Origin of the sequence: Flavobacterium piscisymbiosum (assembly GCF_020905295.1) — a bacterium.
Classification (GTDB): Bacteria; Bacteroidota; Bacteroidia; order Flavobacteriales; family Flavobacteriaceae; genus Flavobacterium; species Flavobacterium piscisymbiosum.
Map to the genome: position 1 here is coordinate 518,771 of NZ_JAJJMM010000001.1, position 16,026 is coordinate 534,796.

At 33.1% G+C, this 16,026-nt stretch carries 15 protein-coding genes; 12 read left to right on the forward strand and 3 right to left on the reverse strand.

Annotated elements, in window-relative coordinates; genetic code table 11:
* Positions 1-17: 17 nt before the first annotated feature.
* On the reverse strand, positions 18-1,502 hold the full coding sequence (locus LNP81_RS02465) for a hypothetical protein (protein WP_230033174.1): 1,485 nt from the start codon (positions 1,500-1,502) through the stop codon (positions 18-20).
* 147 nt (positions 1,503-1,649) lie between these two features.
* Positions 1,650-2,063, reverse strand: coding sequence for a DUF1842 domain-containing protein (locus LNP81_RS02470; RefSeq protein WP_230033176.1), 414 nt, complete (start codon positions 2,061-2,063; stop codon positions 1,650-1,652).
* Between the two features lie 354 nt (positions 2,064-2,417).
* Here LNP81_RS02470 and LNP81_RS02475 point away from each other — a divergent pair, with 354 nt between their 5' ends.
* From LNP81_RS02475 to LNP81_RS02525, 11 genes are all read left to right on the forward strand, one after another.
* Complete coding sequence (locus LNP81_RS02475; protein WP_230033178.1) at positions 2,418-2,921, forward strand: GbsR/MarR family transcriptional regulator; 504 nt, start codon at positions 2,418-2,420, stop codon at positions 2,919-2,921.
* Between the two features lie 55 nt (positions 2,922-2,976).
* Positions 2,977-3,315 carry a hypothetical protein gene (locus LNP81_RS02480; protein ID WP_230033180.1) on the forward strand — a complete coding sequence of 113 codons (339 nt, stop codon included), beginning with the start codon at positions 2,977-2,979 and terminating at the stop codon, positions 3,313-3,315.
* Positions 3,312-4,067 (forward strand): YqjF family protein, encoded by a 756-nt coding sequence (locus LNP81_RS02485; protein WP_230033181.1) that lies wholly within the window; start codon positions 3,312-3,314, stop codon positions 4,065-4,067. The genes LNP81_RS02480 and LNP81_RS02485 overlap by 4 nt, the downstream gene beginning before the upstream one ends.
* A gap of 17 nt (positions 4,068-4,084) precedes the next feature.
* Positions 4,085-4,528: a hypothetical protein gene (locus tag LNP81_RS02490; protein ID WP_230033182.1), complete on the forward strand. Its 444-nt coding sequence runs from the start codon at positions 4,085-4,087 to the stop codon at positions 4,526-4,528.
* Positions 4,529-4,530: 2 nt separating this feature from the next.
* Positions 4,531-4,878, forward strand: a complete 348-nt coding sequence (locus LNP81_RS02495) for a hypothetical protein (RefSeq protein ID WP_230033183.1) — start codon at positions 4,531-4,533, stop codon at positions 4,876-4,878.
* 18 nt (positions 4,879-4,896) lie between these two features.
* Complete coding sequence (locus LNP81_RS02500; protein WP_230033184.1) at positions 4,897-5,283, forward strand: hypothetical protein; 387 nt, start codon at positions 4,897-4,899, stop codon at positions 5,281-5,283.
* A 103-nt stretch (positions 5,284-5,386) separates the two neighbouring features.
* Entirely contained in the window at positions 5,387-6,298 is a 912-nt protein-coding gene (locus tag LNP81_RS02505) for a TIGR01777 family oxidoreductase (protein ID WP_230033185.1), read from the forward strand.
* Positions 6,295-6,705, forward strand: coding sequence for a hypothetical protein (locus tag LNP81_RS02510; RefSeq protein WP_230033189.1), 411 nt, complete (start codon positions 6,295-6,297; stop codon positions 6,703-6,705). The genes LNP81_RS02505 and LNP81_RS02510 overlap by 4 nt, the downstream gene beginning before the upstream one ends.
* A gap of 326 nt (positions 6,706-7,031) precedes the next feature.
* Positions 7,032-7,487, forward strand: coding sequence for an SRPBCC family protein (locus tag LNP81_RS02515; RefSeq protein ID WP_230033190.1), 456 nt, complete (start codon positions 7,032-7,034; stop codon positions 7,485-7,487).
* A gap of 82 nt (positions 7,488-7,569) precedes the next feature.
* A complete protein-coding gene (locus tag LNP81_RS02520; RefSeq protein WP_230033191.1) occupies positions 7,570-11,151 on the forward strand; it encodes a DUF7619 domain-containing protein in 3,582 nt (1,193 codons plus the stop codon).
* A 182-nt stretch (positions 11,152-11,333) separates the two neighbouring features.
* Positions 11,334-11,732 carry a DUF1090 family protein gene (locus LNP81_RS02525; protein WP_230033192.1) on the forward strand — a complete coding sequence of 133 codons (399 nt, stop codon included), beginning with the start codon at positions 11,334-11,336 and terminating at the stop codon, positions 11,730-11,732.
* A 356-nt stretch (positions 11,733-12,088) separates the two neighbouring features.
* Here LNP81_RS02525 and LNP81_RS02530 read toward each other — a convergent pair whose 3' ends face one another.
* Positions 12,089-12,895: a UbiA prenyltransferase family protein gene (locus LNP81_RS02530; RefSeq protein WP_230033194.1), complete on the reverse strand. Its 807-nt coding sequence runs from the start codon at positions 12,893-12,895 to the stop codon at positions 12,089-12,091.
* Between the two features lie 221 nt (positions 12,896-13,116).
* Here LNP81_RS02530 and gcvP point away from each other — a divergent pair, with 221 nt between their 5' ends.
* Positions 13,117-15,966 carry an aminomethyl-transferring glycine dehydrogenase gene (gene gcvP, locus LNP81_RS02535; protein WP_230033196.1) on the forward strand — a complete coding sequence of 950 codons (2,850 nt, stop codon included), beginning with the start codon at positions 13,117-13,119 and terminating at the stop codon, positions 15,964-15,966.
* Positions 15,967-16,026: the final 60 nt, after the last annotated feature.

Sequence of the window (16,026 nt, forward strand, 5' to 3'; positions counted from 1 at the left end):
ACACTGACGGTTATTTTTTACTTCTTAGCATTAATAAAATCAACAAGCTGCTGCGTTTTCAATGCTTCTATTTCTTTAATACGTTTTGCACGTGAATTATCTAAATTATTGGCATTTTTACCCGTAAGCGCTGTGGCTGGTTTGGTAAACAGTAAATAATCTCCAAATAAATGACTTAAAAACAAAGGGGAATTTCCAGGTCTGCTTTTATCAAAATTTGCAGATTGATGACAATAAAAGCAGCTTACTAAATTACTATTATTAATATCATGCAAATCCTTTTGAAAAGTCTGGGTGTAGGTTTCCATAGTAATGTTTGCCAAATTAACAGAACCTCTGGCTAACGAATCCGGAAGTGCACTTGCAATATCTCTTGTTACAATTGCTTTTTTCTGACCTTCAGAAGAAACCCCATCAAAATTTAACCAGACAGAACCATTGTAAAAATAGTTTTTAAAAACATCTTTCAAATTAGACGCTACACATTTATTGATATCCTCAATATTATTAAAATTAGCAGGTTCTGCCTGACTTGTTGCCATAAAGTCTCCCGTATTTAAATTCTTTGGAACTCCATATTCATACAGAATAAAGGCTTTATTCTCGACAACTGGCGAAGTTGCATTTCTAATCCATTTGATACCACTTATACCACTACTTGTTCCTTTTTCGTAAAATAACATTTCATTTGCCGCCGTTACCGAATTGGTTTTCTTATCGTAAACTGGCGCCATATCCTTATGCTCAAAAGTTGCCCAGATAAATTCGGGATGATTTTTTACAACTCCTACCACGTGCATTCCCAGCAATGCCATAGTTTTTTCGACATATTGTCCTTTACTATTTTGAACAGCTGCCTTAATGGTAAAATAATTCTGTTGCTGCGCTTTGGCAATTGCGTTTATATTAATCCAGGAAACTTTTAATTCTAAAGCTCCAACAGGAAATGTCTCTAAATTAGAAACCGGTAATTTTCCGCTATTGATTAAAGAAGCCATTAAAACAGCTTTGTCTTTTAGCAATGCATTAACGTGAATGGAATAATACACTGTATCTGCAGCTGCAGCATTATTATATTTAGGATTAGAACGTAAAACAGCACTAAAACCAGCCTGGTTAATAGAACTCAACGTAAGTTTAAGCCCCAATTGTGGCGCAACAGGTTCCATTTGCGGAGTAACCAAATCGAGAGAATCCAAGAAAAACAGATTTCCGCCTGACAATGGCTTTGTTACCCACAAAAACTTTTGCCACGACCATTGATGAAAATCACAATTTGTTGTATTTTCATTATCAAACGGACTTCCGTCACCTTCTTTTGGAGCTGGAGTTTGCTCATGCGGAAACCAACTTGTCTCACAGTTACAGGAATCTGCTGATGCATTTGCATAAGAAGCTCCATCTTGATATATTCCGTTATTTTTATTAAAAAGAAACAACCACAAACCAACTGCTATTATTATGATAAGCAGTAAACTAATGATAACGTATTTTTTTTTCATTTTCTTATAGGTTTAAATTGATTAGATAAACAGGGGAAATTCAATAAAAAAGATCGCCTTAATCAGGCGATCTTTAAATCAAAACTCTTATCGAGTCAGGAAATTTTTGCTATCCTGTTGAATTTGTTTTTGGGGAGAAATTAATTTTTAAACCAATTCTTCTTTTAAGTTTTTTGCTGCCGCTACCGGTACATTTTCAATATTATGTTTATAATATGAAAAACCTCCAGTTCCGTTCCAAGCATTATCGATTGCTAAATGAGCATCAAAATTGGCTAAAAATGAACCAATTGCCGGTGGAGGAACAGAGTGTATATATTGTCCCTGAAGACTAACAACTTGTGTAACTTTACCTATTCCTGCGGCATATATTTTTCCTTTTACGTTAACAACAATATGACTATCCGGACCTTGTATTGCCTGAGTAATTACAACTGTACCTGTAACAGTATGTTGTGATGGTACAACTACTAAACTAAATTTTGCAATTGGAGCACCTGGTGTTCCAACATTTCCAATTGTGCCTTGTGCTAAATAAGCACCTGCTAATAAATCTGACATAACTTTTTGATTTAGGTTTCCTACTCATAAGGCTTTTCGGGAACGCCTCGTTTTTTTTAGTGGTTTCTGCTCCACCTATTTAATCTGTTAATCGTATTATTTAGTGTTTAAAAAACATCTTGAATAATAGATTTGGGATGATTTCTATTTCAAAACTATATCAAATAAACAGGCATAATTAATAAAATGATATAGAGTGGAAATTATTGGTTATGAATGAGATAATGAATGACACAGAAAAATTTCGCACGTAAAAACACCTATTCCTGCTGATTTGAAAAAATAAAACAACTTTTTTAAATTAAACTTTCATTTATTTTTGAAAGTTTAAAAACTTTTACTTACATTTGATCTATGGAATTCAAAGAAGCAAAAAATAAGTTTGTACAAACCTGGGGAGCATTAGGTTCTCAGTGGGGAATTAATAAAACCATGGCACAAATCCATGCTTTATTAATGGTCTCGAACGAACCTGTTTCTATGGAAGACATTATGGACGAATTGCAAATTTCCCGCGGCAATACCAGTATGAACCTAAAAGCTTTGATGGATTGGGGAATTGTTTATAAAGAATACAAAACCGGAGAAAGAAGAGAGTTTTTTACCGCCGAAAAAGATCTTGACGAATTGGCTGTAAAAATTGCCAGAGAAAGAAGCAAAAGAGAAATTAAACCTGCGCTTAAAATTTTAAAAGAAGTTTCGACAATTGATGCCAACAATTCGGCTGAAGAAAAACATTTTGTAGATCAGACCTCTAAATTGTATGATTTCGTTTTAAAAGCAGATAATATGTTAGACAAAATGACTGAATTTAATGATAATTGGTTAGGCCGTTTGGTTTTAAAAATAATGAAGTAAAAAAATTTAATTAAAACTTTCATTTTTTTCTGAAAGTTTAAAACAATCAATAACTATGAAAGCTATAAACTACCTCAACTACTTTTTTGTTGCTACACCCATAATACTTATTACAATAGGGCTGTTTACAAGTTCTGAACTAGCATGTTTTGGTTTTTTATTCACCATACTTACCGGTTTGTTTCAATTAATTTTTGGAATAAAAATGCTAATCGATGAACCAGATGACAAAAATCTTCAGGCTTATGTAAACGGAGTTATTTTCTTTTTCCTGCTTTGGCCCGTTAATGCTTTTATAATGCATTTTGAATTTATTTATTTCCTATTATTTATAATACCAATAATTCTGGCCATCTATTTTTCTATCATAACTTATAAAAAAGCGTACCAATGAACTTCTTAAAAGCAGAATGGAAAAACTTAGCACTCTTTAATTATGAAGTTGATGCTAAAATATTAGAAAAATATCTTCCCGCTGGAACTGAAATAGATTTTTGGAATAACAAATGTTATGTGAGTCTGGTTGGATTTATGTTTAAAAACACAAAGGTTTTAGGAATTAAAGTTCCGTTTCATGTAAATTTTGAAGAAATCAATTTAAGATTTTACGTAAAACGTTTTGAAAACGGCGAATGGAAACGCGGCGTTGTTTTTATCAAAGAAATTGTTCCTAAAAAAGCGATCACTTTTATTGCCAATACCTTGTATCAGGAACATTATGAAACGCAGAAAATGAGACATCAAATCATTGAGAATACAACTACCAATACTTTTATTTATCAATGGAAGAGTAACGAAAAGTGGAATACTATTGAATTAGAAACTGAAAAAAATTCAATAGAAATTAAAATTGATTCTGAAGCTGAATTTATCACAGAACATTATTTTGGATATACCAAAATTGATAGCGAAACTACTTTTGAGTATGAAGTTCAACACCCAAGATGGGAACAATATAAAGTTCTAAATCATAAAATAGATATTGATTTTCAGAAAAATTACGGTAGTGATTTTGAGTTTTTAGAAACTACTTTTCCAACTTCAGTTTTCCTTGCAAAAGGATCTGCAATTAAAGTAAAAAACAAACGCAAATTGCCAGAAATACAAGTTTTGGAGAATCTTACAGCTACAATTGATAGTTATTAATTTATAAAACGAAAATCATGAACACAACTATACCCAACTGGTTAATAATCGTAAGCGGACTAGGCCAAATATTTACAGCACTTATCTATCCTTATATTCGTCATAATGTTTTTGATTGGTACAACGATGTAAAACAACTTAAGCCACTTAATCAGGAAATTGCAAAAACTTATGGCAGATACATTCAGGGATTAAATTTTTGTTTTGGATTAATCGCGATTCTATTTACAACAGAACTTAAAGAACAATCAGCTTTGGCTGTTGCATTAACGGGATTAATTGCTATGTATTGGGTTGGAAAAGTAGCAACTCAAATTGCCTATTATCCGATGTATCAAATTCCTCAAAAACTAATTTTCAAAATTGGAAGTTACTTTATGAACACATTGTTTGTATTGTTTGCAACTGTAAATACAGCATTGTTTCTTTATAATTTAATTGGACATTATAAATTACTATAATCATGAATCTCAACATCATTGGATATTTTATATATCTCGGAGTTACGGTTTTCATCATTTTGAAAGTTGGAAAAATATGCTACAAAAACGGAAATATTTTTGTTGCAGAATTAATTCCAAATCATGCAGATATCTGTCAAAAAATCAATCAGGTTTTGCTTATGGCTTATTATCTTTTAAATATTGGGTATTGTGCTATGACGCTTATTTCCTGGCAGAAAATTTCATCTTCGGCACAATTGATTGAAACGATCGGAGTAAAAACAGCTATTATAATTTTCATCATTTCGATATTACATTATTTCAATATCATCATTTTAACCAAGTACATTCATAAATTAATCAAATAACACCTTAAATTAAATATCATGGAAACTACAAAAATCTTAATTGGTTACGGCATTTATTTACCAATCGCTTTATTCCTTACTTATTACGTTTCTAAAACACTTTTTAAAAACGGAAAAATCTTTATGCTGGATATTTTTAAGGGAAGAGAAGAAATTGCCGAAGCTACGAATAGACTTTTCGAAACAGGTTTTTACCTTTTAAACATTGGTTTTGCCTTAATGATTCTGCAACTGCAATTGAGCAACAATAGTTATCAGGAATTAATTGAAAGATTAAGCTACAAAATTGGCGGATTTTCTATTTATCTTGGCGTAATGTTATTCTTTAATTTGTATTTTTTCTTTAGAGGAAAAAGAAAAGCCAAAGAAGCGCAGGAAGAAGAAAGACTGGTTTTTAAAGCATAATTTCATATTAAAAGTCGCCACGAATTTCACGAATTATCACGAATTAATATTTTAAAAATTAGTGCAAATTCGCGGAATTCGTGGCAAAAAAAATCACAAAACCATGAACAAACTTATCATAGCAGCCGGAACAGGATTTTTAGGACAAGTCTTAGTCAATCATTTCAAAAATAAATTTGAAGAAATTGTAATTCTGACCCGTGGAAAATCGCAAATAATTGACGGAATAAAATATGTAAACTGGAATGCCAGAACTTTTTCTGGTTGGGAAAATGAACTTGAAAATGCAACGGTTTTAATAAATCTGGCAGGAAAATCTGTTGATTGTCGTTATACTGAAAAGAATAAAAAAGAAATCTTATTATCAAGAATTGAAAGCACAAAGATTCTAAACAAAGCGGTTCTGAATTGTAAAACCCCACCAAAACACTGGCTAAATTCTTCAACTTCTACTATTTATAGATTTTCTTTGGATAAACAAATGGATGAAATTGATGGAGAAATCGGGAATGATTTTTCTATAAACGTCGCTTTGTCCTGGGAAAAAGCATTCTTTAAAACCGAAACTCCTAATACTTTAAAAACCGCTTTACGAACTTCAATTGTTTTAGGAAAAAACGGCGGTGCTTTTATTCCGCTTAAAACTTTGGCAAAAACGGGTTTTGGCGGAAAACAAGGAAAAGGAAATCAATTCATCAGCTGGATTCATGAAGAAGATTTTGCCAATGCGGTTGATTTTATTATCGAAAGAAAAATTACCGGAGTCATTAATGTTGTTTCTCCTGAGCCAGTTCGCAATGCTAATTTTATGCAAAAGCTTAGAAAAGCAGTTGGTTTTCCTTTCGGAATTCCGGTAAATACTTTTTTACTAAAAATTGGATCTTTCTTTATTCGAACAGAAGCTGAATTGGTTTTGAAAAGCAGAAATGTGATTCCGAAAAAGCTTTTAGAAAATGGGTTTAAGTTTAAGTTTGGAGATATTGACGAGGCTTTTACAAATTTATTAAAGAAATGAAAGAACAAAATACAGATTGGATTTTTTTATTTAAACATTGGATCCTCACATTGTTACTAGGTCCAGTTATTTGTCAACTAATAATGTATATTATAGTTTTACATCCAAATAAAATTGTAGGCTTATTAGAAGTATTTCCCTTAGCTTTTATTTTTAGTTTGCTTTTTTCAATCCCCACCTATATTATCTATGCCTCCGCTTACAATTATTTTTCTAAAAAAGACTTACCAATTTTACTTTCAAAATTCATTTTAATTTCAATAGCCGTGAGCGGTATTTTTATAACTTCATATCTCATAAAAGGATACATGTGGTTGGATATTGCAATATCTTATTCCATTTCATCTATTATTAGCGGATTATTTTTTAAGTTGAATTTTAAAGATGAAGAAGAAAACGCAGAATAGATTTCTTTAAAACTTAGGTGAAGCAAAATATTTGCAGAAAACATACTACACGTTCTTTCATTAGCTCCAGAGGAGCGCCATATTTATAGAAATCAATAATCAGACCCACCTTTAAGCTCCGGCGGAGCGACATATTTTTATTACTACTATATATTACCCAGATGGGGTTTTCAATAAAATCCATTATTTTTCCATAAATACATCGTCCCGCAGGGACTTACTACTATGAGTATATATGCTTTATTAAATCATCCAAAAAAATAACAATATAAAATCTTCGTCAAAGTTTTAAATTTTGACAAATACAACTCATACCAACACCAACCATGACCACAATTCACCTCACCACAAAAATAAAAGCACCAAAACAAACCGTTTTCGATGCATCCAGAAACATAGATATTCACCAACAATCTGCAAGTCCTACAAATGAAAAGGCAATTGCCGGCGTAACATTTGGTTTGATTAATTTAAACGAAACAGTAACTTGGCGTGGCAAACATTTTGGCTTTTATCTCACCCATAAAAGCAAGATTACAGCAATGGATTTTTATGATTATTTTGTGGATGAAATGGAAGAAGGGAAATTTAAAACTTTTAGACACGAACATTTTTTTGAAGAAGAAAACGGCGTTACAATCATGAAAGACAAATTGCAATATGAAACTCCATTTGGAATTTTTGGCGAACTTTTCGATATTTTATTTCTTGAAAAACATCTGACTCAATTTCTTTTAGAACGAAATAAAGTACTGAAAGAAGTTTCGGAAAAACAGATTTAAAATAAATTTATTATTTCCCTTTATGAAAAATAAACTTACATTTACAAGCAACTAAAAATTCCAAAACCAAAACCTGACTTGCATGAAAAAACTCTACTTACTGTTATTTTTTTTCTTATTCTCCTTATTACATTCACAAAATCCTGCAGAAATTGATTTAAGTTATGACTACAATGATCATGACTTAATTTTAGATGGCAATGTAACAACAAGCATTACTCTATCTGATGGTAAAGTAATATTAGTTGGTGAATTTACCGGTTATCGCACAGGGAATAGTGTCGTTATTAAAACAGGCAGTATTATCAGGCTTAACTCAGATTTATCATACGACAGTACTTTTGATATTGGCAAAAAGCTTGTAGGGCCAATTTATTCTGTTGCTTTACAATCGACAGGAAAAATAGTGGTTGCAGGTTCTTTCACTTCGTATAATGGCACTGAAATAGATCGCTCATTGCTAAGATTTAATGCTGATGGGAGCTTAGATACTACTTTTAAATCTACAGAAGCAAAATATAGTGGTATTAAGCAAGTAAAAACAGGTCCGGATAATAAAATTTACACTGTAGCAGGATCAAGAATAAGCAGGCTGACCGCAAATGGCGATCCTGACTCTTTTTCCAGATCTTATGGTAATTCGGCAATTGCTTTTGCAGTAGATAAGGATGGCAAAATGGTTATAGGTGCCTATGATTATGATGGTCAGCAGGCTTTTAAAATAAATCCCACCGGCTATCCCGTATCCGGCTACGAACCAGGCTTCAACTATTTTGACTGTGGTATAAATTCTGTAGATATTCAATCTGATGGAAAAATATTAGTGGGAGGATCGTTTCGATCTTATGGATCAAAATACACCTCTTATGTCTCTGTTAACTATTTGGTAAGAATAAATCTCGATGGTTCGCTTGACACATCATTTTCCTGTCCGGAACTTATTGGAGAATATCTTGGGTATTGTGCTAATGCCAAAGTTACTGTTGTTTTAGCGCAGCCAGATAATAAAATATTAGTTGGAGGAATATTCCCTCCATATAAAGGAGCTCCGTCGAGAAATTTGATTCGTTTAAACAGTGACGGAACTATTGATAATACTTTTGTTACCGGCACAGGAACCAATGCAGGAATAAACGCAATAAGTCTGCGACCTAACGGGAACATTTTAGTTTGTGCTTCTAATGTTATTAATGGTTCCTATATCAATCTTTTAGTTTATAATAGTTATGATATCAAAACTTTCTTTGAATTAGACAGTAAGGGAAAATTAGTAAATCGAGAGAAAAGTTCAACAATTAATGCAGAAAAAATACTTCAACGACCAGATGGTAAATTCAATATTATAGGAGAATCAAGAGCACCTTACCACAGAGGTTTAAAGACCATAAACAATGACGGAAGTCTTGCGATAAATACCAATTTATTTGGAGCATTTGATAATGAACCGGTAGGTTCATCAGGACCAACAGAAGCTACTTCTTGTTTGGATGGTGTTATACAGCCAGACGGAAAAATGATACTAGTGGGAGATTTTCATACCTATAATGATGTTCTCGCAGATGGATTAGTCAGATTAAATAGTGACTATACACTAGACACTTCGTTTAATATTGGTAAAAGTTTTACCTTTAGCGATGGAGATGCTGCAATACGATCTGTAGCATTACAACCTGATGGTAAAATATTAGTAGGAGGTTATTTTGATACTTTTAGAGGAATACCTACTAAGAGCAAAGTAATTCGCCTAAATAGCAATGGAGAACTGGACAGTACTTTTAGTACTACCACCAATATTGGCTCCGGACCAACACAAATTGAAGTACAGCCAGATGGTAAAATACTTATCAATGTATCCGGCTTATTTCGACTAAATTCTGACGGAACGATAGATACTTCGTTTAATCCTCAAGCTGGTCCCAGCTTATTTGCAAAATTTGCTTTATTACCGGATGGAAAAATATTGGTTCCAGATGATAATAGAATTAAAAGAATGCATAGTAACGGAAGCATTGATACATCATTTAATTCCGGAGAATTTGATAATGCTGTTTCAAATTCTTTTGCTATTCAAGCTGACGGAAAAATTTTATGCGCCGGACGATTTAATCATTTCGATAATGTTAGCACAAGAGGTCTTTTAAGATTAAATGCAGACGGAACACTTGATCCGGGTTTTAATATTGGAACAGGTTTTAATGCTAAAGTAGAATCTGTATTTATTGAAGCTGACGGAAAAATCCTTGTAACCGGATCGTTCACCAATTATAATGGTGCCTGGTGCAATGGTTCTGTAAGACTACTTGGAGGAGATGCATTTGTTGTAAATGGTCAAAGCAAAATTGACTATACCAATAATGGATGTGATGTAAACGATATTGTATTTCCTAATTTAAAATTTGATATAGCAGCCAACTCCGTTAATTCAGTGTTTATTTCCAATAATACCGGAAATTATTCCATTCCTCTGCCATCTGGAAAACATACCATTACACCTAAATTAGAAAATCCGGAATATTTTAATATTCAGCCTAAAAGTATAAGTGCCAATTTTCCTTCTCAGGCTAGTCCTTTAATTACCAATTTCTGTTTTACACCAAATGGTATTCATCCTGATTTAGAAATTAGTTTCATACCAATAAATTCGGCAGTACCGGGCTTTATAAGTAAATATAAGATACTTTACAAAAACAAAGGAAATCAGATTCAGTCGGGCTCAGTAAATTTCACTTTTGATGATAGCATATTAGATGTTCTATTAACATCTCCAACCACAACCAGCAAAACTACTGGTAATTTGAAATGGAATTTTACCAATTTATCTCCACTTGAAACTCGTGAAATACTACTTAACATTCGTGTTAATAAACCAACAGATACACCTCCCGCAAATGGAGGAACTATTTTAAAATATACTGCAGAAATTACGTCATCTTCAACTGATGAGGCTCCTAAAGACAATACTTTTAACTTTGATCATGTTGTAGTAAATTCTTTTGATCCTAATGATAAAACATGCTTAGAAGGAGCAATAGTCCAATCTTCAAAGATTGGTGACTATGTGCATTATGTAATTCGCTTTGAAAATTCAGGCACTTACAAAGCACAGAATGTAACGGTAAGAGATGTTATAGACACAAATAAGTTTGATATAACTACATTAATCCCGCAAACCGGAAGTCATTTATTTACCACAAAAATTGCTGATGGTAATAAAGTGGAGTTTTTGTTTGAAGGTATTGATCTTCCTTTTGACGATGCTAATAATGATGGTTATGTATCTTTTAAAATTAAAACAAAATCTACTTTAAAGGCAGGAGACGAATTTAGTAATTCTTCGAGTATTTATTTTGACTATAATTCTGCAATAGTAACAAATACAGCTACTACAAAAATTGAAGGAACACTTAGTAATCCCAATTTCTCAACTACAAGTAATTTTATTATCTACCCTAATCCAGTACATGACATCTTATTTATAAGCAAAAAACAAGATCAGGAGATTAAATCTTTAAATGTATATAACACGCTTGGTCAGATCATTTTATCTTATCCAAATGCCAATGCGCTTTCTCAAATTAATGTTTCGAACTTACCCTCAGGTTCTTATTTTATAAAAATAAAATCAGATAACGGAGTTTCAAATAGTACATTTATTAAAAAGTAGTTACTTAAAAAACACAAAAAGGTCGTTATTCAATAATCTTAAAACATGATATTGTAACTACCTTTTTCATTGCATTTACTTTTAAAAATAAGACCCCACGTTTTTTCGAAACAAACTGATTTAAAATAATTTTCTTACTTTTATATGTATTGCAACAATTGCAAATCATTAAAAATAAACTTATGACTCTAAAAACTAAAATTTTATCGATAGCATTTTTCACTTTTTCGATTATTGGATTCGCGCAAAGTAATTGCACTACTCTAAAAGGCTGTGAAAGAAAATTATGTGAATTGAACACAAAATTAGCTGCTGCTAAAAAAGCCGGAAATCAAAACCAAATAAAAGGTGTTGAAGATGCTATAGCTCAAACTAAAAAGAACTGTACAACGAAAACCGTAAACAAAGATCTTGACAAAAAAGTAAAAGAAAAACAACAAAAAGTAAACGAAAGAACTGCCGATTTGAACGAAGCAATTAAAAACAACGAAAGCAAGGAAAAAATCGATAAGAAAAAGAAAAAACTAAGTGAAGCTAAAGCTGATTTGAATAAAGCTCTTGCTGAACAAAAGACGAAATAATTTTTCTCACGCAGATTCTGCAGATTTTAATAAAATAAATTGATCTATTAACTTTCTTTTGAAAATGAATTTTATCGCTTTACGGTTTGCGTGAGGGATTGAGGACATGCCATTAAGTAAAGTTTTTAAAAAATAAAATTTCCAAATCAAATCCGTTTTTATCCGCGTTTTCACGAAGTAAATCTGTTTTATCTGCGTCAAAATTAGACGCTGATTTTACTGATTCGCTAAAGCGAAAACGCTGATAAAAACAGATTTTTTCTAATTACTTTCTTGATTAAACTGATAAGTAATTTTATAGATTCCCTTAACTTAATGACATTGCCAGCAGATACATGTCCATAAATTAGCGTATTCTAAAGAAAAACAATCATCAGCCACCAAAAAATCGGTACACTTTCTACCCAAAAAGAAGTATAATATTTGGAGCGATTTTGGTTTGCAAAAGCAATAAACAACATGAGCATTACAACCATGATGAGGTTTATGATGAGTTCATGAAAAGTAAAGGTCAGAATACCCACAATCCAAAACGGAATCAATAATAAAAATCCTAAAATCTTGGTTTTCTTTACGCCTATTGTTTGAGGAACGGTTTTGAGATGCGGATCATCATTGGCCAAATCTAAAATTTCGAAAACCAGAATCAAGACAAAAACCAAGACAAAACGCTGAATACATTTAATGAAAAAATCTGGTATAAACGGAACTTCAGCATTTATATAAGGTAAAACCAAGGTCGCTCCTACCCAACAAAGGGCAACAATATAAATTTTTACTCCTGCCCAATTTCGGGCATTTTTTCTGTTAGGAAAAAAAGGCAAAGTATAAAGTGCAGTGATGGCAAAAATAATAACCGAAACAATTTGAGTAATTCGTTTGAGATGGAAAAAATAATAGCCTACTAAAACGAGTGAAATGAGACTTAAAACAGCGATAATTTTTAACTGAATTCCGATTGGTTTTTTCTTCACGCGAACCAACGCATCATATTTAACAAAATTATACCCCACAATTGTTCCAAAAAAAACGAACAAAGCCATTGGCTCATCATACTGAATATGAAACACATGAAACGTAACACGAACCAAAGCATAACAGGATAAAGCCACATGAATACTGCTATTGAGGTAAAAATCGAATATCTGTTTTAGTAGTTTCATTCTTTAAATCTAATCAATTATTAACAAATCAACTCTTTAGTTGTAAATTTCATAAAAATTGAAGTTAAAAATACCTATTAAATTATTAATAATACTTAATTTTGCGCGACAAAAAAACAACACATTTACTATAAAATGTAATAAACCTTGTATTACACTTGATTAAGTCAAAGAAGATACCTCGCGAATTGCATTGCCCTTAAAAAATTATATAGCTACAAATGAAAACAGATGCTTTTGCTTTAAGACACATTGGCCCAAGAGAAACAGATCTTCAACACATGTTACAAACTATTGGGGTTGAATCGATCGAACAACTTGTTTACGAAACCCTTCCGGATGACATTCGTTTAAAAGCACCTTTGAAATTAGATCCTGCAATGACGGAGTACGAATTTGCAAATCACATTCAGGAATTAGGAAAGAAAAATAAAGTATTCAAATCTTATATTGGTTTGGGTTATCATCCAACTATCGTTCCGGCTCCAATTCAAAGAAATATCTTCGAAAATCCGGGATGGTATACCGCTTACACACCTTATCAGGCAGAAATTGCTCAAGGTCGTCTTGAAGCTATTTTAAATTTCCAGACTACAGTTATTGAACTTACAGGAATGGAAATTGCAAATGCTTCTTTATTAGACGAAGGAACTGCTGCTGCCGAAGCTATGGCATTGTTATTTGATGTTCGTACACGTGACCAAAAGAAAAACAATACAAACAAATTCTTCGTTTCTGAAGAAATTTTACCTCAAACTTTATCGATACTGCAAACACGTTCAACTCCTATCGGGATTGAATTAGTTGTTGGAAATCACGAAACATTTGATTTTTCAAATGAGTTTTTTGGAGCTATTTTACAATATCCGGGTAAATACGGTCAGGTAAACGATTATAGCGCTTTTGTTGCTAAAGCAAAAGAAAATGAAATCAAAGTAGCTTTTGCTGCCGATATTTTATCACTAGCTGCCTTAACTTCTCCGGGAGAAATGGGAGCTGCAGTAGTGGTTGGAACTACACAACGTTTTGGTGTACCAATGGGTTATGGTGGTCCTCACGCTGCTTTTTTTGCAACTAAAGACGAATACAAACGATCTATGCCAGGTCGTATTATCGGAGTTTCTATCGATGTAAACGGAAACCGCGCTTTACGTATGGCGTTAGGAACTCGTGAGCAGCACATTAAACGTGAAAAAGCGACTTCAAATATTTGTACCGCTCAGGTTTTATTAGCGGTTATGGCTGGAATGTACGCCGTTTACCACGGACCAAAAGGTTTACAATATATTGCTGGTAAAGTTCACGCATCGGCAGTTACTGCTGCTGAGGCTTTAAATAAATTAGGCGTTTTTCAAACCAATACGGCTTACTTTGATACTATTTTAGTAAAAGTAGATGCTCAAAAAGTAAAAGCGATTGCTGAGAAAAATGAAGTTAACTTCTACTATGTTGATGCTGATACCATTTCGATCTCATTCAACGAAACAACTTCAGTTGCTGATATCAATCAAATCATATCGATTTTTGCTGAAGCTTTAGGAAAAGAAACTTTTACTGTTTCTGAATTAACTGCTGCAAGTCAATTACCGGCTTCTCTAGAAAGAACATCTTCTTTCTTAACACATGATGTATTCAACAATCATCATTCAGAAAGTCAGATCATGCGTTACATCAAAAAATTAGAACGTAAAGATTTATCGTTGAATCATTCGATGATTTCATTGGGTTCTTGTACAATGAAACTAAACGCCGCTTCAGAAATGTTGCCTCTATCAATGCCAAACTGGAACAGCATTCACCCATTTGCACCAGTAGAACAAGCAGAAGGTTACATCACGATGCTTAAAAAACTAGAAGAGCAATTGAATGTAATTACCGGATTTGCCGGAACAACATTACAGCCAAACTCAGGAGCTCAGGGAGAATATGCAGGGTTAATGGCAATTCGCGCTTACCATTTGTCAAGAAACGAAAGTCACCGTAATGTATGTTTAATTCCTTCATCAGCACACGGAACAAATCCTGCTTCTGCAGCGATGGCCGGAATGAAAATCATAGTTACTAAAACTACTCCGGAAGGAAATATTGACGTAGAAGATTTAAGAGAAAAAGCGATTGAACACAAAGATGATTTGTCTTGTTTAATGGTAACGTACCCTTCTACTCACGGAGTTTTCGAATCTTCAATTATTGAAATCACAAAATTAATCCACGACAACGGCGGATTAGTATATATGGATGGTGCAAACATGAACGCGCAAGTTGGATTAACAAATCCTGCTACAATTGGTGCTGACGTTTGTCACTTAAACTTACACAAAACATTCGCTATTCCTCACGGTGGCGGTGGACCTGGAGTTGGACCAATTTGTGTAAACGAAAAACTGGTTCCGTTTTTACCAACAAACCCAATCTTAAAAGTAGGTGGTGAACAAGCTATTACAGCGATTTCATCTGCACCTTACGGATCAGCTTTAGTATGTTTAATCTCTTACGGCTACATCACAATGATGGGTGCCGAAGGATTAAAAAGTGCTACAGAGCATGCTATTTTGAATGCTAACTATATGAAAGCACGTTTCGAAGGACACTACCCAATTCTTTATACAGGAGAATGTGGAAGAGCGGCTCACGAAATGATTTTAGATTGTCGTGCATTCAAAGAAAACGGAATAGAAGTGGGTGATATCGCGAAACGTTTGATGGATTACGGTTTCCACGCTCCTACGGTTTCTTTCCCTGTAGCAGGAACTTTAATGATCGAACCTACTGAATCTGAAGATTTAGCAGAGTTAGATCGTTTTTGTGATGCTCTTATTTCAATCAGAAAAGAGATTGAGGTTGCAACTGCCGATGATAAAAACAATGTATTGAAAAATGCACCGCACACATTGGCAATGTTAACTACAGATAATTGGGCTTTCCCTTATACCAGAGAAAAAGCAGCTTATCCGTTAGAATACATCGCCGAAAATAAATTCTGGCCATCTGTTCGTCGTGTAGATGACGCATACGGAGACAGAAATTTAGTTTGCAGCTGTGCTCCTATCGAAGCTTACATGGAAAACTAAGAAATAGTTTTCGAATTATATATTCAAACCCGACAGGTCTTTTAACTTGTCGGGTTTTCT

Coding starts and splice junctions, on each gene's coding strand:
- LNP81_RS02495 (WP_230033183.1), top strand. CDS start 4,531: ATGAATCTCAACATCATTGGATATTTTATATATCTCGGAGTTACGGTT.
- LNP81_RS02490 (WP_230033182.1), top strand. CDS start 4,085: ATGAACACAACTATACCCAACTGGTTAATAATCGTAAGCGGACTAGGC.
- LNP81_RS02475 (WP_230033178.1), top strand. CDS start 2,418: ATGGAATTCAAAGAAGCAAAAAATAAGTTTGTACAAACCTGGGGAGCA.
- LNP81_RS02520 (WP_230033191.1), top strand. CDS start 7,570: ATGAAAAAACTCTACTTACTGTTATTTTTTTTCTTATTCTCCTTATTA.
- LNP81_RS02465 (WP_230033174.1), bottom strand. CDS start 1,502: ATGAAAAAAAAATACGTTATCATTAGTTTACTGCTTATCATAATAATA.
- LNP81_RS02485 (WP_230033181.1), top strand. CDS start 3,312: ATGAACTTCTTAAAAGCAGAATGGAAAAACTTAGCACTCTTTAATTAT.
- LNP81_RS02505 (WP_230033185.1), top strand. CDS start 5,387: ATGAACAAACTTATCATAGCAGCCGGAACAGGATTTTTAGGACAAGTC.
- LNP81_RS02530 (WP_230033194.1), bottom strand. CDS start 12,895: ATGAAACTACTAAAACAGATATTCGATTTTTACCTCAATAGCAGTATT.
- LNP81_RS02470 (WP_230033176.1), bottom strand. CDS start 2,063: ATGTCAGATTTATTAGCAGGTGCTTATTTAGCACAAGGCACAATTGGA.
- LNP81_RS02500 (WP_230033184.1), top strand. CDS start 4,897: ATGGAAACTACAAAAATCTTAATTGGTTACGGCATTTATTTACCAATC.
- LNP81_RS02480 (WP_230033180.1), top strand. CDS start 2,977: ATGAAAGCTATAAACTACCTCAACTACTTTTTTGTTGCTACACCCATA.
- gcvP (WP_230033196.1), top strand. CDS start 13,117: ATGAAAACAGATGCTTTTGCTTTAAGACACATTGGCCCAAGAGAAACA.
- LNP81_RS02515 (WP_230033190.1), top strand. CDS start 7,032: ATGACCACAATTCACCTCACCACAAAAATAAAAGCACCAAAACAAACC.
- LNP81_RS02525 (WP_230033192.1), top strand. CDS start 11,334: ATGACTCTAAAAACTAAAATTTTATCGATAGCATTTTTCACTTTTTCG.
- LNP81_RS02510 (WP_230033189.1), top strand. CDS start 6,295: ATGAAAGAACAAAATACAGATTGGATTTTTTTATTTAAACATTGGATC.